Raw genomic sequence first — 16,472 nt, 5'->3', positions numbered from 1 at the left:
GCCTCGGGTGCCGGGCGGCCCCAGGCGCCCATCTCGGAGCGGAAGATGTCCCGGATCTCACCGCGGTTGCGGTGGATCGCCGGGACCAGGATGTGCGAGGGCCGGTCCTTGCCCAACTGCACGATCAGCTCGGCGAGATCGGTCTCGTAGGCGTGGATCCCCGCCGCCTCCAGCGCCTCGTTGAGACCGATCTCCTGCGTCGCCATCGACTTGACCTTGACGACCTCGCGTTCGCCGGTGGCCTGCACCAGCCGGGTGACGATCCGGTTGGCCTCGTCCGCGTCGGCGGCCCAGTGCACCGTCCCCCCGGCCGCCGTGACCGCCTTCTCCACCTGCACCAGGTACCGGTCGAGACGGCGCAGCGTGTGGTCCTTGATCCGCTTCCCGGCCTCGCGCAGCGCCGCCCAGTCCTCCAGCTCCGCGACCGCGCGCGCCCGCTTGTCCCGGATGGTGTGCGTGGCGTGCCGCAGGTTCCCGCGCAGCGTCGGATCGTGCACCGCCGCACGCGCCGCCTCGGGAAAGGCCGGCATCCCCAGATACGTCCCGCTCATGCGGCCACCGCCTCCTCCGTGCCCGCCAGGATCTCCGCGATGTGCACCGGCCGCATGCCCGACCGCAACCGTGTCATGGTCCCGCCGATGTGCATCAGGCAGGAGTTGTCGGCCGCGCACAGCACTTCGGCGCCGGTGGACTCGGCGTTGCGCACCTTGTCCGCGCCCATCGCCGCCGACACGTCCGCGTTCTTCACCGCGAAGGTGCCACCGAAACCGCAGCACTCCTCGGCTCCGGGCAATTCGACCAGCTCCAGCCCCTTCACCGCCTCCAGCAGCCGCCGCGGCCGGTCGCCCAGGCCCAGGCCGCGCAGTCCGTGGCAGGTCGGGTGGTACGTGACCGTGTGCGGGTAGTACGCCCCCACGTCGGTCACCCCCAGCACGTCGACCAGGAACTCCGTCAGCTCGAACGTCTTCGGCACCACCGGCGCCAGCGTGGCCGCGAGCGTGTCCCCGCGCCCCTCGGCACGCGCCCGCTCGCCCAGCCGCGGATACAGTTCCCGCACCATCGCCCCGCACGAACCCGACGGCGTCACGATCGCCTCGTAGCCCTCGAAGACGTCCGCGAAGTGCCGGGCCGACGGCTCCGCCCCGTGCCGGTAGCCGGTGTTGTAGTGCGCCTGCCCGCAGCAGGTCTGGGCCATCGGGAAGTCGACCTCGACGCCCAGTCTGGTCAGCAGTCCCACCACGGCGCGGCCGGTGTCCGGATACAGCGTGTCGTTGACGCAGGTCAGGAACAGGGCGACACGCATCGCGGCTCCTTGTGATCGGTCAGCTCGAACACCGTGATCATCGGATGAACGCAGGGTAGTCGGCAGACCGGGGCCGGGGGAGCCCCCGGTGCGTCCCGGTGAGGCCGCCCGGGGGCCGGGTACGTCGACCGGTGGCCCCACGCCGCCGCTTCCTCCAGTCCAGGTCGTCGGCTTCCGGCCGCCCTCCTGACGGGGGCCTTCGCGGGGCGGCGCGGGTAATGTGAAGATCTCCCGGCCGCCCCTCGTCCTGGTGCGTCTCCCAGCCCGACCCTGGAGGTCCCTGCCCGATGGCCCATTCGGTGGGTATCAAGGACGTCGCCCGCGCCGCCGGAGTATCCGTGGGCACGGTCTCCAACGTCATCAACCGCCCCGACACCGTCGCGACCGAGACCCGCGCGCGCGTACTGGCCGAGATCGACCGGCTCGGCTACGTCCGCAGCGAGTCGGCGCGTCAGCTGCGCGCGGGCCGCAGCCGCATCATGGGGCTGCTCGTGCTGGACATGGGCAACCCCTTCTTCGTCGACGTCGCGCGCGGTGCCGAGCGGGCCGCGCGCGACGCCGGGCTCGGCGTGATGGTCTGCAACAGCGCGCAGAACCCGGCAGAGGAGGCCGAGTACCTCTCGCTCTTCGCCGAGCAGCGGGTCCGCGGCGTACTGCTGACCCCGGCCGACGCCACCGGCCGCAACATCGAGGGCTTCCGGCGGCACAACATCCCCTTCGTGCTGGTCGACCGTGTCGCCGAGGGCACCACCGAGTGCTCCGTCTCCGTCGACGACGTCGCGGGCGGCGCCCTGGCGGTACGTCACCTCGTGGACGCCGGACACCGCTCCATCGCCTACGTCAGCGGCCCGCCCGGCCTCAACCAGGTGCGCGACCGCCGCACCGGCGCCCTGCACGTGCTCGCCGAGGCCGGACTCGGCGCGGACGCGCTGCGCGAACTGCCCACCGAGCGGCTCGACGTCGCCGCGGGCCGGGACGCCGGCGCCCGCCTCCTCGGCCTCTCCGACCGGCCGACCGCCGTCTTCTGCGCCAACGACCTCCTCGCCCTGGGCGTGCTGCAGGCGGTGTACGCCGCCGGTGTCGGCGTCCCCGACGACCTCGCGATCGTCGGCTACGACGACATCGAGTTCGCGGCGGCCGCGGCCGTGCCGCTCACCTCCGTGCGCCAGCCGGCCGTCACCATGGGCGCCATGGCCGCCGAGCTGCTCCTGGAGGAGACGGAGGCGGAGGGCGCGGACCGGGCCCACACGCACCGGCGGGTGGTGCTCCAGCCCGAACTGGTGGTGCGGCGCTCGAGCCTCCCCGCCCGCTGACCCGTCGTTCAGCACGAAATTCCCGTCCCGGGGGTCGGAGGCCGCAGAACCATGTGCTGAACTGGGACACGGTCGAAAGATCCGTCCGTATGGTCCGTCCGCCCCGGGAGCCCCGTTGAGCGTCAGCTACCGCCAGCCCGGCGTCGTCCTCACCGACCGCCGTTTCACCGTGCCCCTCGACCACGCGCACCCCTCCGGGGAGACGATCGAGCTGTACGCCCGCGAGGTCGTCGCGAGCGACAGGACGGGCCGGAACCTGCCGTGGCTGGTCTACCTCCAGGGCGGCCCCGGCTTCGGGGCGAACCGTTTCATCGGACGGCCGGCCTGGCTCGGGCGGGCCCTGAAGGACTACCGGGTGCTCCTCCTCGACCAGCGCGGCACCGGCGCCTCCACACCCGCCAACCGCCAGACGCTGCCGCTGCGCGGCGGCCCCGCCGAGCAGGCCGACTACCTCACCCACTTCCGCGCCGACGCCATCGTCCGCGACTGCGAGGCGATCCGCCCCGAGGTCACCGGCGGCGCCCCCTGGACCGTCCTCGGCCAGAGCTTCGGCGGGTTCTGCACCGTCGCCTACCTGTCGCTGGCGCCCGAGGGGCTGAGCACCGCGCTGATCACCGGCGGCCTGCCCTCCCTCGACGCCCACGCCGACGACGTCTACCGGGCCGCCTACCCCCGCATCGAGCGCAAGGTCCTCGCGCACTACGCCCGCTACCCGCAGGACGTCGAGCGTGCCCGCCGCATCGCCGACCACCTGCTCACCCACGACGTGGTCCTGCCGAACGGCTACCGGCTCACCGCGGAGGCCTTCCAGTCCCTCGGCATCCTCCTCGGCGGCGGCGAGGGCAGCCACCGCCTGCACTTCCTCCTGGAGGACGCCTTCGTCCGCACCCCGCGGGGCCACGAGCTGTCCGACGCGTTCCAGGAGCAGGCGCAGGGCCTGCTGTCGTACGCCGGCCACCCGCTCTACGCCCTGGTCCACGAGGCCATCTACGGCCAGGACGCGCGCCCCACCGGCTGGTCGGCCGAGCGGGTCCGCGCCGAGTTCCCGCGCTTCGACGCCGCCAAGGCCCTCGCCGGCGACGAACCGCTGCTGTTCACCGGCGAGTCGGTCCACCCCTGGATGTTCGACTGCGACCCGGCGCTGCGCCCGCTGCGCGAGACCGCCGAACTGCTCGCCGCCCGCACCGGCTGGACGCCCCTGTACGACCCGGCCCGCCTGGCCGCCAACGAGGTGCCGGCCGCCGCGGCCGTCTACCACGACGACATGTACGTCGACACCGGCCACGCCCTGACCACCGCCCGCACGATCCGCGGCCTGCGCACCTGGGTCACCGACGAGTTCGAGCACGACGGTGTACGGGCCGGCGGCCCCCGGGTCCTGGACCGGCTGATCGCGCTCGCCCGCGACGAGGCCTGAACGACGCCCGAATCCCGGGAGGAATGTCGGTGGCACGGGTTAGTGTGCGGGCATGACGGAGCCGACGATCACGCAACTGGAGCCCATGCCCGGCGACTGGCGGCGCGCCCTGGCCGTCGTCGCCCACCCGGACGACCTGGAGTACGGCTGCTCGGCGGCGATCGCGGCCTGGACCGACGAGGGCCGCGAGGTCGCCTATGTCCTGGCGACCCGGGGCGAGGCGGGCATCGACACCATGGCGCCCGCCGAGTGCGGCCCTCTGCGGGAGCGGGAGCAGCGGGCGAGCGCGGCCGTCGTCGGGGTGAGCGAGGTGGAGTTCCTCGACCACCGGGACGGCGTCGTCGAGTACGGCACCGCCCTGCGACGCGACATCGCCGCGGCCATCCGCCGGCACCGGCCCGAGCTGGTCATCACCCTCAACCACCGGGACACCTGGGGCGGCGTCGCCTGGAACACCCCGGACCACGTGGCCGTCGGCCGCGCCACGCTCGACGCCGCGGGTGACGCCGGCAACCGGTGGATCTTCCCGGAGCTGACCGAGCAGGGCCTCGAACCCTGGGGCGGGGTGCGCTGGGTCGCCGTCGCGGGTTCCTCCTCGCCCACGCACGCCGTGGACGCCACGCCGGGGCTGGAGCGCGCGGTGCGCTCCCTGCTCGAACACCGCACGTACATCGAGGTGCTGACCGACGAGGACCCGGAGACGTACGTGCGCGGATTCCTCACGGGCTACGCCGAGGCCGCGGGTGAGCGATTCGGCGGAAAGCCGGCCGTGACCTTCGAAGTCTTCGGACGGTAGCGCCATGGCGGGGGGCCGAGGGGACCAGGCGGATCAGGGGGAGCGGAGCGTGCAGGGGCAGCAGCGTGTGGCGGAGCGGTTCGAGGAGCACCGTGGGCAGCTGAAGGCGGTGGCCTACCGCATGCTCGGTTCACTGACCGAGGCGGAGGACGCGGTGCAGGAGGCGTGGCTGCGCCTGGACCGCGCCGGCGCGGACGGCATCGACAACCTCGGCGCGTGGCTGACCACGGTGACCGGCCGGGTCTGCCTGGACATGCTGCGCTCACGCACCTCGCGCCGTGAGGAGCCGATGGCCGAGGGCTTCGACACCTTCGTGCCGGATCCCCTGCTGAGGGCGCTGCCGCAGGGCGATCCGGAGCAGGAGGCGCTGCACACCGACTCGGTGGGGCTGGCCCTGCTGGTCGTACTGGAGACCCTGGAGCCGGCCGAGCGGCTGGCGTTCGTGCTGCACGACATGTTCTCCGTGCCCTTCGAGGACATCGCGGCGATCGTGGAGCGCAGCCCCGCCGCCACCCGGCAGCTGGCCAGCAGGGCCCGGCGCCGGGCCCGGGACGCCACGCCCGCGGCCGACCCCGATCTCGGCCGGCAGCGTCAGGCCGTCGAGGCGTTCCTGGCCGCCAGCCGCGCAGGTGACTTCGAGGCACTGGTGTCCGTACTCCACCCGGACGTGGTGCTGCGGGCCGACGCCGGCGCGCTGGCCTCGGGATTGGCGGCCTCGAAGGTGGTGCGGGGGGCGCGGACGGTCGCCACCGGAGCGTTCCACTTCCGCCATCTCGCCGGCCTGGCACGTCTCGTCCTGGTCAACGGCGCGGTCGGCACCGTCGCCGTGTCCGAGGGACGTCCGCGGTCGGTCACCTACGTCACCGTCGTCGACGGACTCATCACCGGGCTCTACATCCTGTCCGACCCGGAGCGGCTGGCCCGACTGGACCTGCCCGACCTGGAGGCCTGACCGGCGCCGCTCACCGGGGCCCGGGGCCGGAGGCGGGGGCCGTCGGCGCGGGGGTGCGCCGACGGCCCGTATCCTCGGCATCATGCATGCGAACACGGCTGACCAGGCGGAACTGCGCGGCGACTGCGAGCGGTGCTTCGGCCTGTGCTGCGTGGCCCTGCCCTTCTCCCGCTCGGCGGACTTCGCCATCGACAAGGACGCCGGAAAGCCCTGCCCGAATCTCGGGGAGGATCACCGTTGCGGTATCCACGCGCGGCTGCGGCAGAGCGGTTTCACCGGCTGCACGGTCTACGACTGCTTCGGCGCCGGGCAGAAGGTCTCGCAGGTCACCTTCGGCGGCCGGGACTGGCGCACCGGTCCGCCGGAGGGCACCCGCCGCGTGTTCGAGGTCTTCCCGGTCGTCCGGCAACTGCACGAGCTGCTCTGGTACCTGACCGAGGCGCTGACCCTGCCCGCGGCCCGCCCGGTCCACGCCGACCTGCGCCGTGCTCTGGCCGACACCGAACGTCTCACCGAAGGGTCCCCCGAGGAGCTGGCCGCCCTCGACGTCACGGCGCACCGGCAGCGGGTCAACGCGCTGCTGCTGCGCACCAGTGAACTCGTGCGCGCCGGCGCGCGCGGCAAGAAGAAGAACCGTCGCAACGCCGACCTGATGGGTGCCCGTCTCAAGGGCGCCGACCTCAACGGTGCCGATCTGCGCGGCGCCTACCTCATCGCCGCCGACCTCACCGGCGCGGACCTGCGGGGCGCGGACCTGATCGGCGCGGACCTGCGCGACGCCGACCTCACGGACGCGGACCTGACCGGAGCCTTCTTCCTGACCCAGCCACAGCTCACCGCGGCCCGGGGCGGCTCCGGAACCAGGCTGCCGGGATCAGTCACCCGTCCCGTGCACTGGACAGCGGGGCTCTGAGGCGGCCTCCCCGGTGGCGGGGGCGCGGTCCGCGGTCGCCCGGGGCCGGCCGGCCGCGGTCCGCCGGTCCAGCCGCAGCCGCAGCCCCTCGGGCATCAGCGTCAGCCGCTCGGTCACCCGCAGCCGGTACCCGGGCTCGGGCCGCAGCTCGTAGCGGCGCAGCAGCAGTCCGAGGACCAGCGTCGCCTCGTGCAGCGCGAACTGCCTTCCGATGCACGCCCGCGCACCCGTACCGAACGGCTTGAAGGTGTGCGGGGCACGCGACCGTGCGGCCTTCGCCTCGAAGCGGTCCGGGTCGAACAGGTCGGCGTCCGGCCCCCACACCTCCGGGTCGCGATGCAGCATCCCCGTGAGGACCAGCGCCCAGGCGCCCCGCCGCATCGGATACGTCCCGCCCAGCACCGTGTCCCGGCGGGCTTCCCGCGCGAAGGCGGGCGCGGTCGGCCACAGCCGCAGCGCCTCGTCCAGCACCCGGCGCACGTAGCGCAGCTTGGCCACCTGTTCGTAGGCCGGCGTCTGGGTGTCGCCCCATACCCGGTCGACCTCGGCGCGGGCCCGGGCGGCGACGTCGGGGTGCTGGGCGAGGTAGTGCAAGGCGAAGGAGAGCGCGCCCGACGTGGTCTCGTGTCCGGCCACCAGGAACGTGATGACCTGACGGCGGACGTTCTCGGCCGACAGCCGCTCACCGGTCGCGGGATGGGCCGTGTCCAGCATCCGGTCGAGCAGGTCGCCGTCCCCGCGGGCTGCCCGGCGGGCGCGGACCAGGTCGTCGACGGTGCGGTCGAGGTAGGCGATGTCGGCGGTGTTGCGGCGGTTCGCGCCGCGCAGCAGCCACGGGGCCAGGGGGGCCGGGACGGTGTTCAGGCGCTGCGCGTAGGTGAGTGTGCCCACCATCGCGGTCACGAAGGGATGGAGCCGGGCACGCTCGAAGGACCCGAAGTCGTGCCCGAAGCCGGTGCGCGCGATCGTCTCCAGCGTCAGCTTGGTCATGTCGCCGGGCACGTCCACCGCCCGGCCCGCCGTCCGGGCCCGGTCCCAGTGGTCCGTCAGGCGTCCGGCCACGTCCAGCATCATCGCGTGGTAGCCGGCCATGGCCTCGCGGCTGAAGCCGGGCGCCAGCACGTCGTGCGCGAGCTGCCAGTTGGGTTCGTGGTTGTACGCCGTGAACAGTCCGTCGCCGGCGACCGGCCGCAGGTTGGCCACGCCGAGCCCCACGTGCTTGGCGAACCGCTCCTCGTCGGCGAGGTCGGCGGCGAGCCCGGCGCCCCACACGAAGACGAACTCCTTGCCGAAGGCCCGTCGCCGGAATATCGGCCCGAGCCGCCGGGCGTAGCGCAGCGAGTCCTGCATCGGGGTGCGCCTGCTCGCGCCGACCACGTCCCCGAGCAGGGGGAGCCGGTACGGCGGACGCGGTATTCGGTGCAGTTCGGGCCAGCCCAGCTCGGCGCCGCGAAAGCCCTTCGGCAGTCCGTCCCGGGCCAGGCTCTTCGTCGTCTCCGCCATGACGCGATCTCCCTTGACGCAGCGGCGTGTTGCACGTGCCGAGGCGAGCGTGTTGTACATGGATTCAATAGCGCGCCTCAGTCTCGTCCCGTTGTTGAACCGACGTCAAGTAAGGTGCGGGGCATGGCCGCGAACCAGGGCGAGCGCACGCGCCGCCGGCTCAGCACCGGCGAGCGCCGGGAGCAGTTGCTGTCGGTGGGTGCGCGGCTGTTCTCGGACAGCCCCTACGACGACGTGTGGATCGAGCAGGTCGCCGAGATCGCCGGCGTCTCCCGCGGGCTGCTGTACCACTACTTCCCGACCAAACGGGACTTCTTCGCGGCGGTCGTCGAGCGCGAGAGCGAGCGCATGCTGCGGATGACGGCGGCCGTGCCCGGCGTACCGGTCCGGGAGCAGCTCACGGCCGGACTCGACGCGTACCTGGAGTACGTCCGGGCCCACGCGCACGGCTACCGCGCCTTCCACCGCGCCGACGCGACCGGAGACCAGGCGGTGCGCCGGATCTATCGGCAGGCGCTCGCGGCACAGGAGCGGCAGATCCTCGAAGCCCTGTCCGCCGACCCGGAGTTCGGTCCGGCCTTCGAGGCGCGGACCGATGTGCGGCTGGCGGTGCGCGGCTGGCTGGCGTTCACCACCGCGGTCTGCCTGGAGTGGCTGCGGGACCCGGAGCCGGCCCGTGAGCAGGTGCGCGACCTGTGCGCACGGGCTCTGCTGGGTGCCATCGCGCCGTGAGCGCCCCCGTTGCACTCCGAAACGCGCTGTCAGGCCGCTGAAGTGCGCCCTCGGGAGGGCTGAAAAAGTCTCGCGAAGATCAGGCGTCCTGGTTGGCGCGCACCCCGATCTCCGATAGGTTAGGTGAGCCTTACCTAATGAATCATTGCCCAACGAACTGTCGAAGGAGGTCGGGGATGGGCGACAGTCACACCTGGACGGCCGCGCCTGCCGCGGCGGAGCAGGCCCGCTCCGTACTCGCCGCCGCCTGGTCCTGTGCGGTGACCGCGGAGGGCGGCCGCGAGGAGTTCGTCGGCGCGCACTCCGTGGCCGACGGCGGCCGGGTGCTGCTGCACGTGCCCGAGGACAGCGCCCTGCTCGCGGCGGCGATCTGCGCGCCCCGGGGCGAGCCGTCCGCCGTACTCGAGTTCGCCGACGTGGCGCCCGTCCCGGTGCGGGGCCGGATCAGGGCCCGGCTCTGGCTCGCGGGCCGGTTCGCCCTGGAGGACGGCCATTTGGCGTTCACGCCCACGCGCGTGGTGCTGAGGCAGCCGTCCGGTGCCGTGGTCGTCGGCCTCGACGAGTTCGCCGCCGCCGGGCCCGACCCGCTGGCCCTGGCCGAGGCCCGGCTGCTGACCCATCTCGCCGACTGCCACGGTGACGCCGTCGAGCGGCTGAGCCGGCTCGTCGACGCCGACAGCCTGCACGGCGCGGTCCGGGTGCGACCGCTCGCCGTCGACCGGCACGGACTGACGCTGCGCATCGAGCGCGCCCGCGCCCACGGCGACGTGCGGCTGCCCTTCCACGCGCCCGCCGACGACATCGCGCAGCTCACGGAGCGCATGCACGTACTGCTGGCGCAGGCGAGCGCCGCCTCCTGCCCCCGGGCCCTGCAGCGGCAGCGCGCAGACGGCGACGGGTGAGGCCGAAAACCCCGCCGGCGCCGGCCGGTGAGGGCGGCCCGGTGGCCGCGGTCCGCGCCTCCGACGATCGGCGGCCCCGTGTCTACCAGTCCCCGTCCTCCACCGGTGAGCCGGGTGCGCCCGGTGCGTCCTTGAGCGGCCGGACCTGCTGCCGCGTGGGCGCCTGCCACGGCTCGTGGTCGTCCCCGACCCAGTGCCCGACCGGCTTGACGTCCCCGAGCGGCTCGGTGGGCGCGAGATCGTGGGCGTCCTGGTCGTAGTAGTCGTACCAGGGCAGTCCCGCGCGCGTGTACGCGGCCCGGTCCACGGGGGACGGCGGCGGCGCCTCGCCCGTGACGCGCCGCCACTGCGGAGGCGTCACCAGATGCACGAAGACCCGGCCGGCGGGCCGCTCGGCCCAGTCGGTCAGCGGCCGTTCGTCGCGGTAGACCTCCTGCCGCATGGACCCGCCGACGCCGAGCCCCATGGCCGGGGCGGACCGGGGGCGGGCCGCGCCTCCGTAGGCCGCGCCCGGCGCGGCGGGGGCCGACAATGGCATCGGGGCGCCGAAGGCACCGCCACCGCCCGACCGGGCCGCCCTGCGCGTCATCTCGGCCCGGCGCCGCTCCTCCTCCCGCCAGCGGGCCAGCTCGGCGTCGTTGAGCGGGAAGGCCTGCAACTGGACGCCGCCCCAGACCTCCTCGCCGGTGACCTGGCCCTCCACGGTCGCCCCCATGCCGAGTGGCACCGCCACGAACTGACGGACCGTGCCCGTCCCGGAGTTGATGCCGTCCAGCCAGGGCTGGCGGGGGAGCACCACGTAGTTCTGCGGGTCGCGGGTCAGCCGGTCGCTCCAGGGCCTGCCCGAGACCGCGCACACCTTGCCCACCCCGACCTGGAGCGCGGCGGGTTCCTCGGTGCCGGCGAAACTCAGCCACATGGCCTCGCGCAGGTACACCGGCAGCATCACGCCGCCGCGTGCCCGCCATGCCTCGGGCACGGTGTCCGGGTAGTCGGCGACCGGTCGGACCGGGAACTCGCCCAGCCCCGGCGGCAGCGGGTGGGTGCCGGTCTCGGGCAGTCGCAGGGTGCGGATGAAGCGGACCGACGCACCCCCCGGCAGCAGGAGCCTGTTCCCGTCGATCCGTACGCTGGTGTCGGTCATCCGTACGCCCCCTCTTGCGGTTCTCACTGTCCTCATGGGGAACGACGCGCGGCGGCGCTCCGGTTCCGCTTCCGCGGCAGCGCCCGTGCCCGGTCCCGCAGACGGGTCAGCCGCGGCATGCGTTCGCGCAGCTCACGGGTGTGGTGGTCCAGCTCCTCCAGGAGCCGGCGCGAACGGTGCTCGGTGTCCATCTCGTCGATGATGCGGTTGACCTCGGTCAGCACCGCGCCCTGCAACTGCCACTGCCGGGCGTCTCGCTGGACCTCCTCCAGGAGCAGCTGGGCCAGCTTGTCCCGGGTGACCGCCGCCTGCCGCAGCTCGGAGGTCAGGCGCTCCTCCGCGGACTCGGCGTCGTCGCTGGCGCTGGTGGTGACCAGGACGGCGAAGCTGACCACCGCGTCGGCGATCTCGGACAGGAGCTGCTGGATGGTGGCGCCCGTCTCGGGCGGGAACAACGGCTCCGGTTCACGTTCCTTCGCGAGGTCGGTGAAGGTGCGGGCGAGGACCCGCATCACCACCGTGCAGATCTCCAGGGTGTCCAGACCGGTGCGCAGTACCACCCGGTGGAGCAGCCCCTCGCGTACCCGGGGGTTGAACCGCAGGCTGTCCTCGGCCTGCCGGAGGTCCTCGTCCACCTCGCCGATGTCGTGGTCGAGGCGGCGGGCCTCGTGCAGCCGGGCCGCCGCCTCGTGGAACGGCGTGCTGTTGGCGGCCTCCTCGCCCATGCGCAGCATCAACTGCCGCACCCGCCGGGCCAGCCCCTCGATCGACTCGCCCGCCTGCTCCACCCATACCGGAGGGGCGAGGACGAGGTTGAACGCGAGGCCGACGATCGCCCCGATCAGCGTCTCCACCACCCGTGCCCACGCCAGGCTGCCGTGCGAGGTCACGCCGAGGACCAGCATCGCGCTGATCGCGACCTCGGCCACGAACTCGTGCGCCCGCACCAGATGCCCGACACCCAGTGCCGCCACGATCAGCAGTGCCAGACTCCACCAGCTCAGCCCGACCAGCTGGCTGAAGGCGATGGCGACCAGGACACCGGCCACCACGGCGTTGACCCGGCGGAAGCTCATCTTGAGCGTGGCGTACAGGGTGACCTGGACGACCAGCAGCGCGGTCAGCGGCGCGGTGAGCGGCGCCGCCGACTTGTCGGGGGTCAGCCGTACCGCGATCACATAGGCGATCGAGGCCGCGGCGGCCGAGCGCAGTGCCTGCACGACCATGGGGTCACGGAGCCACTTCACCCGCCGCAGAGCCGTCGCCACGGTCTCACGCACATCCCGCATCCTCGGGCTGTTCCCTTTCCCCAGGCGCATCGAACGTATCCGGACAGGACGGTAACCGGACAAAGGGGGCGGGGGTGGTTCTCACGCGCCGTACGGCTCCGTGCATCCGAGATCTTCAGGCGGTCACCCTGGAGACGAAGGCGGACAGATTGCCGAGCGTGCGGGCGACCTGGTCCTCCAGGGTGAGGCTCTCCTCGAAGCGGCCGCCGCTCTCCGGTACCTTCTTGCCCCGCAGGTAGAGGGAACAGGCGAGGTCGGTGCACATGTACAGGCCGACCGAATTGCCCTCGCGGCCGGCCGGGCCCGCCTTGCGTGCGGTCATCAGCGACACCCCGCCACGGGGATGGGTGGTCAGGCACAGCGCGCACATGCTGCGCTGGAGGAAGCCGCGCCGGACCGGCTGGAACCGCAGGGCCACACCGGTGAGGCGATCACCGTGCTCGGTGACCAGATAGCTGCGGTCGGGCGCACCGGGATCCCGCCAGCCCAGGAAGTCGAGATCGGCCCAGGGGCGCTGGTCGAGATCGCGGGGGACGGCCAGACGCTTGGCCTCTCCCTTCGAGCAGTTGACGAAGGAGCCGCGGATGTCCTGTTCGGTGAGTGCTCTCATGGGGGTCTCTCATTACGTATCGAAACATATCGAAACGATAGAAGTGACAGAAGTGACAGAAGTGGCAGAAGCCAAACCTAGGGGCCCTAGGTATTCGCCTAGCGTAGATAGCCGAGAGGCGGAGATGCGAGCGGATTTCGTCGAGCGCGAGTTCATAGCATGAATTAAGGAGAGAGGGAAGTCGCGGGCGGCAGACCGGCGGAGGTATGTTGCAGACAGACCGGGCACGGTACGGGAGGAGCCACATGGCGGGGCGGAACGGGCGCACGGTACGCGACCTCAGGAGGGCCAACCGCACGGCCGTACTGCGACGGCTCTACTTCGACGGCCCGCTCAGCCGCTTCGAGCTGGGCCCGGCGACCGGTCTGAGCTCCGGCTCCGTCAGCAACGTCGTCGCCGACCTGGTCGCCGACGGCCTGGTGGAGGAGGCCGGCAGCGTCGACTCCGACGGCGGCAGGCCCCGCACCCTGCTGCGCGTGGCCCCCGGCAGCGGTCACATGATCGGCGTGGACGTCGGCGAGACCCGGGTCCGCGTCGAGCTGTTCGACCTGACCCTCACCGAACTGGCCAGGGCCGAACGCCCGCTGACCCAGCAGCGGTACGACGTCGAGGTGATCGTCGGTCACATCCGCGACGGCATCGCCGAGGTGCTGGCCACGGCCGGACTCGCACCCGAGCGGCTGCTCGGCGCCGGGGTCGGCGTCCCCGGCATCGTCGAGCACACCCCGGACCGGGGTGCCGTCGTGCACGGCCAGACCATCGGCTGGGACGCCGTCCCGCTGGAGGCCCTCCTCCGCGCCGGTTCCCCGCTGCCCGACACCGCCCCCTACCTCATCGACAACGGCGCCAAGACCCTCGGCCAGGCCGAGATGTGGTTCGGCGCCGGACGCGGCGCCGACAACGCGGTCGTGGTCCTCTTCGGCTCCGGCGTCGGCGCCAGTCTCGTCACCTCCGAGGCCGAGCACGGCCGGGCGGTGGAATGGGGGCACCTGACGGTCCGGGTCAGAGGCCGCCGCTGCCGCTGCGGCGCGCTCGGCTGCCTGGAGGCGTACGCGGGCGCCGAGTCGCTGCTGGCCCGCTGGCGGGAGGAGGGCGGCCGGGTGCCCCCCGGCACCGACGAGGAGACCGCCCTGACCACGATGCTCGCCGCCGCCTACCCGTCCGGCGGCGCGGCGGCCGACCCGGTGGCGCTCGCCGTCCTGGAGGAGACCGCCGAGTACCTGGGCGCCGGCCTGTCCGACCTGATCAACCTCTTCCAGCCCGAGCGCATCCTGATCGGCGGCTGGGCCGGCCTCCAGCTCGGAGCCCGCTTCCTGCCCGCCGTACGCCGCCACGCGGTCTCGTACGCGCTGCGCCACCCCGCCGAGAAGGTGACCGTCGAACTGGGGCGGCTCGGCCCCGACGCCGTCACGGTCGGCGCCGCGATCCTGCCGCTGGCCGACTTCTTCGCGCGCGGCGGCCGACGCCCCGAACCGGCACCCCAGTACCCGGTCCCCGCCTGGCGCACCGCCCTCGAAGAGCGGGCGCCGCACTGAGGTTTCGCCGGTCGTCGCGGAGGTACCCGATGCCGCTCGGACGACCAGGAGGACCGCAGAGAAGGAGTGCGCCGTGACCGACCACCGCCTCGAGGGACCGGGCGAGAACGGTGCCGCTCCCGTTCCGCGGGACATGCCCGACCAGCAGGCCGGCACCGGCGACGACCCGTGGGAGGCCGCCGCGCCCACGCGCGAGCAGCGCGAGCAGGGTCAGCGCCCCGAGGATGACGAGGACGCCCGGGCCGACGACACCGACGACGGCGCAGCGCCGACGGACGGCACCGCGGAACCGGCGGAGGGCGCGGCCGAGCGGGCGGAGGGCACGCCCGAGCGGGCGGAGGGCACGCCCGAACCGAGCGAGGGCACCGCGGAACCGGCGGGCGGCACGACCGGACCGGCGGGCGGCACGACCGGACCGGCGGGCGGCACGGCCGGACCGGCGGGCGGCACGGCCGGACCGGCGGGCGGCACGGCCGGACCGGCGACCGGGTCCGCCACCGACGTCCCCGACACGGACGAGGCGGGGACCGGCCGGCAAGGCGCCCCGCACTCGGGGGCCGTACACCCCGAGCACCCGGTGCCCGACGAGTCCTCGGGCTGACCGCGCGGCACGGGTACACATCGGACCGACCGCGCGGCGGCAGGACCAGGACACGGCCGGTGTTGACACGGCCGGTGTCGCGAGGCACACGGTCGGCGACGCGAGGCGGGTCCGCGTCGCCGGCCGTGCCCTGTCGGCGGTGTCCTTGCGCTCAGCCGACCTTGCGCCCCCGCAGGGGTTCCGTGGCCGCCCCCGCGCCCTCCTGGAAGCCTTGCAGGAACTCCTCCAGCACCTCTGTGGACGTGCGCTCCGGACGCCAGCCCAGTTCCGCACGCGCCCGCGTGCAGTCCATCAGCGGCAGCCGCAGCACCGCGTCGAACAGGTGCGGGGAGGCGGGCAGCAGGTGCAGGCCCCATGCCGCGGCGATCGCCGAGCGGGCCGCGGTGCGGGGCAGCCGCACCGGACGCACGCCGATCATCTCGCCCAGCAGACCGGCGTCGACCGGCGGCTCGGCCGCGAGGTTGAAGGGGCCCCGGGCGTCCTCGGAGCGCACCGCCAGGCGGTACGCGTTCGCCGCGTCGTCGGTGTGCAGGGCCTGCACCCGCAGTCCGGGGACGTCCGGCAGGAAGGGGAGGAGCTCCGGACGCGCAAGCGGGCCCGGCAGGAACTTGCCGCCGAAGATCCGGCGCTGCTCGCTCGCCGACTCCCGCTTGAAGAGGAAGGCCGGCCGCATCCGTACCACCCGGATCCCCGGGTGGTCGCGCTCGAAGGTGTCCAGGGCGCGCTCCAGATAGGCCTTCTCCCGGCAGTACGCGGCGTCCGGCCAGCCGTGCGTCGGCCAGGACTCGTCCACCGCATGGTCCTTCGGACCCGGCGAGTAGGCGCCGACCGACGAGGCGTGCACCAGCGCCGGCACCCCGGCCGAGGCAGCCGCCTCGAAAACCCGGATGGAGCCGAGTACGTTCGTGCGCCAGGTCGTCGCCGGGTCGTGCGTCGGCTGGAACGCCCAGGCCAGATGCACCACGGCGTCGGCGCCGGCGAAGTGCCCGGTCAGGTCGGCCTGCTCCGAGGCCAGGTCGACCGCGGCCCACTCCGTCTTCGGGGGCGACCACTCGGGAAGGCGCCGGGCCAGCCCGACCACGGAGGCCACGCCGGGTTCCTCCGACAGAAGCCGCACGACGCTGGTGCCCACGTTGCCGGTGGCACCCGTGACCACGATCCGACTGCCCGTTGCGCTGCTCACCTTGCGCTCCTCTCGGCCGCTTGCCCGCAGGGAGGTCACCGGGTACCCGCCTTGTCGGCGGCGCACGCAAGAAGAAGCCCCGATCGCGACGGGGGAATCACGATCGGGGCGGTACGAGGTGGATACGGACGGCGGTCGCCTCTCGGCGAAAGGCTCCACAGGGCTTCAGCCGAACGATCGTCCCTGTGGGCGATAGGTGAGGCCCGGGGACACTGTCCCGTCCGTACCCACGCCCTCTTCAACGGGGGACGGGCTGCCGGTGTTCCACCGTCTGTCTCG

At 73.4% G+C, this 16,472-nt stretch carries 16 protein-coding genes; 9 read left to right on the top strand and 7 right to left on the bottom strand.

The features are described 5' to 3' along the window. Both ACZ4V1_RS30840 and ACZ4V1_RS30835 read right to left on the bottom strand, forming a co-directional pair. Positions 1–551, bottom strand: a 551-nt coding sequence (locus tag ACZ4V1_RS30840; protein WP_468342664.1) for an LUD domain-containing protein, incomplete at its 3' end; no start/stop codon positions are given. Next, positions 548–1,303, bottom strand: coding sequence for a (Fe-S)-binding protein (locus ACZ4V1_RS30835; protein ID WP_468342661.1), 756 nt, complete (start codon positions 1,301–1,303; stop codon positions 548–550). The genes ACZ4V1_RS30835 and ACZ4V1_RS30840, both read right to left, overlap by 4 nt. A gap of 287 nt (positions 1,304–1,590) precedes the next feature. Here ACZ4V1_RS30835 and ACZ4V1_RS30830 point away from each other — a divergent pair, with 287 nt between their 5' ends. From ACZ4V1_RS30830 to ACZ4V1_RS30810, 5 genes are all read left to right on the top strand, one after another. Continuing rightward, the gene (locus ACZ4V1_RS30830) at positions 1,591–2,616 is read left to right on the top strand and encodes a LacI family DNA-binding transcriptional regulator (protein WP_468342658.1); all 1,026 of its coding nucleotides are present in this window, start codon (positions 1,591–1,593) and stop codon (positions 2,614–2,616) included. 115 nt (positions 2,617–2,731) lie between these two features. After that, complete coding sequence (locus ACZ4V1_RS30825) at positions 2,732–4,033, top strand: alpha/beta fold hydrolase (RefSeq protein ID WP_468342656.1); 1,302 nt, start codon at positions 2,732–2,734, stop codon at positions 4,031–4,033. A gap of 52 nt (positions 4,034–4,085) precedes the next feature. Then, complete coding sequence (locus ACZ4V1_RS30820) at positions 4,086–4,829, top strand: PIG-L deacetylase family protein (RefSeq protein ID WP_468342653.1); 744 nt, start codon at positions 4,086–4,088, stop codon at positions 4,827–4,829. 4 nt (positions 4,830–4,833) lie between these two features. Beyond that, positions 4,834–5,781: a sigma-70 family RNA polymerase sigma factor gene (locus tag ACZ4V1_RS30815; protein WP_468342650.1), complete on the top strand. Its 948-nt coding sequence runs from the start codon at positions 4,834–4,836 to the stop codon at positions 5,779–5,781. A gap of 82 nt (positions 5,782–5,863) precedes the next feature. Beyond that, positions 5,864–6,694: a pentapeptide repeat-containing protein gene (locus tag ACZ4V1_RS30810; protein ID WP_468342647.1), complete on the top strand. Its 831-nt coding sequence runs from the start codon at positions 5,864–5,866 to the stop codon at positions 6,692–6,694. Here ACZ4V1_RS30810 and ACZ4V1_RS30805 read toward each other — a convergent pair. Next, the gene (locus tag ACZ4V1_RS30805; protein WP_468342644.1) at positions 6,656–8,197 is read right to left on the bottom strand and encodes a cytochrome P450; all 1,542 of its coding nucleotides are present in this window, start codon (positions 8,195–8,197) and stop codon (positions 6,656–6,658) included. The genes ACZ4V1_RS30810 and ACZ4V1_RS30805 overlap by 39 nt on opposite strands. Before the next feature lie 123 nt (positions 8,198–8,320). Here ACZ4V1_RS30805 and ACZ4V1_RS30800 point away from each other — a divergent pair, with 123 nt between their 5' ends. Both ACZ4V1_RS30800 and ACZ4V1_RS30795 read left to right on the top strand, forming a co-directional pair. Next, entirely contained in the window at positions 8,321–8,929 is a 609-nt protein-coding gene (locus tag ACZ4V1_RS30800; protein ID WP_468342641.1) for a TetR/AcrR family transcriptional regulator, read from the top strand. 176 nt (positions 8,930–9,105) lie between these two features. Continuing rightward, complete coding sequence (locus ACZ4V1_RS30795; protein ID WP_468342639.1) at positions 9,106–9,831, top strand: DUF2470 domain-containing protein; 726 nt, start codon at positions 9,106–9,108, stop codon at positions 9,829–9,831. A gap of 82 nt (positions 9,832–9,913) precedes the next feature. Here ACZ4V1_RS30795 and ACZ4V1_RS30790 read toward each other — a convergent pair whose 3' ends face one another. From ACZ4V1_RS30790 to ACZ4V1_RS30780, 3 genes are all read right to left on the bottom strand, one after another. Next, positions 9,914–10,975, bottom strand: coding sequence for a hypothetical protein (locus tag ACZ4V1_RS30790; protein ID WP_468342636.1), 1,062 nt, complete (start codon positions 10,973–10,975; stop codon positions 9,914–9,916). Between the two features lie 32 nt (positions 10,976–11,007). Beyond that, positions 11,008–12,264, bottom strand: a complete 1,257-nt coding sequence (locus ACZ4V1_RS30785) for an FUSC family protein (RefSeq protein WP_468342633.1) — start codon at positions 12,262–12,264, stop codon at positions 11,008–11,010. Between the two features lie 115 nt (positions 12,265–12,379). Next, positions 12,380–12,874, bottom strand: a complete 495-nt coding sequence (locus ACZ4V1_RS30780; protein ID WP_468342630.1) for an FBP domain-containing protein — start codon at positions 12,872–12,874, stop codon at positions 12,380–12,382. A gap of 245 nt (positions 12,875–13,119) precedes the next feature. On the opposite strand from ACZ4V1_RS30780, the gene ACZ4V1_RS30775 reads away from it, so the two are divergent. Then, positions 13,120–14,409, top strand: coding sequence for an ROK family protein (locus tag ACZ4V1_RS30775; RefSeq protein WP_468342627.1), 1,290 nt, complete (start codon positions 13,120–13,122; stop codon positions 14,407–14,409). A gap of 73 nt (positions 14,410–14,482) precedes the next feature. Continuing rightward, positions 14,483–15,010 carry a hypothetical protein gene (locus ACZ4V1_RS30770; RefSeq protein ID WP_468342624.1) on the top strand — a complete coding sequence of 176 codons (528 nt, stop codon included), beginning with the start codon at positions 14,483–14,485 and terminating at the stop codon, positions 15,008–15,010. A 151-nt stretch (positions 15,011–15,161) separates the two neighbouring features. Here ACZ4V1_RS30770 and ACZ4V1_RS30765 read toward each other — a convergent pair whose 3' ends face one another. Next, complete coding sequence (locus ACZ4V1_RS30765; RefSeq protein ID WP_468342621.1) at positions 15,162–16,193, bottom strand: SDR family oxidoreductase; 1,032 nt, start codon at positions 16,191–16,193, stop codon at positions 15,162–15,164. Between the last annotated feature and the right edge of the window lie 279 nt (positions 16,194–16,472).

This window comes from Streptomyces sp. NPDC028991, from assembly GCF_055564775.1.
This window is presented reverse-complemented; position numbering and strand designations above follow the sequence as displayed.

Coding starts and splice junctions, on each gene's coding strand:
- ACZ4V1_RS30835 (WP_468342661.1), bottom strand. CDS start 1,303: ATGCGTGTCGCCCTGTTCCTGACCTGCGTCAACGACACGCTGTATCCG.
- ACZ4V1_RS30830 (WP_468342658.1), top strand. CDS start 1,591: ATGGCCCATTCGGTGGGTATCAAGGACGTCGCCCGCGCCGCCGGAGTA.
- ACZ4V1_RS30820 (WP_468342653.1), top strand. CDS start 4,086: ATGACGGAGCCGACGATCACGCAACTGGAGCCCATGCCCGGCGACTGG.
- ACZ4V1_RS30815 (WP_468342650.1), top strand. CDS start 4,834: ATGGCGGGGGGCCGAGGGGACCAGGCGGATCAGGGGGAGCGGAGCGTG.
- ACZ4V1_RS30810 (WP_468342647.1), top strand. CDS start 5,864: ATGCATGCGAACACGGCTGACCAGGCGGAACTGCGCGGCGACTGCGAG.
- ACZ4V1_RS30805 (WP_468342644.1), bottom strand. CDS start 8,197: ATGGCGGAGACGACGAAGAGCCTGGCCCGGGACGGACTGCCGAAGGGC.
- ACZ4V1_RS30800 (WP_468342641.1), top strand. CDS start 8,321: ATGGCCGCGAACCAGGGCGAGCGCACGCGCCGCCGGCTCAGCACCGGC.
- ACZ4V1_RS30795 (WP_468342639.1), top strand. CDS start 9,106: ATGGGCGACAGTCACACCTGGACGGCCGCGCCTGCCGCGGCGGAGCAG.
- ACZ4V1_RS30790 (WP_468342636.1), bottom strand. CDS start 10,975: ATGACCGACACCAGCGTACGGATCGACGGGAACAGGCTCCTGCTGCCG.
- ACZ4V1_RS30785 (WP_468342633.1), bottom strand. CDS start 12,264: ATGCGGGATGTGCGTGAGACCGTGGCGACGGCTCTGCGGCGGGTGAAG.
- ACZ4V1_RS30780 (WP_468342630.1), bottom strand. CDS start 12,874: ATGAGAGCACTCACCGAACAGGACATCCGCGGCTCCTTCGTCAACTGC.
- ACZ4V1_RS30775 (WP_468342627.1), top strand. CDS start 13,120: ATGGCGGGGCGGAACGGGCGCACGGTACGCGACCTCAGGAGGGCCAAC.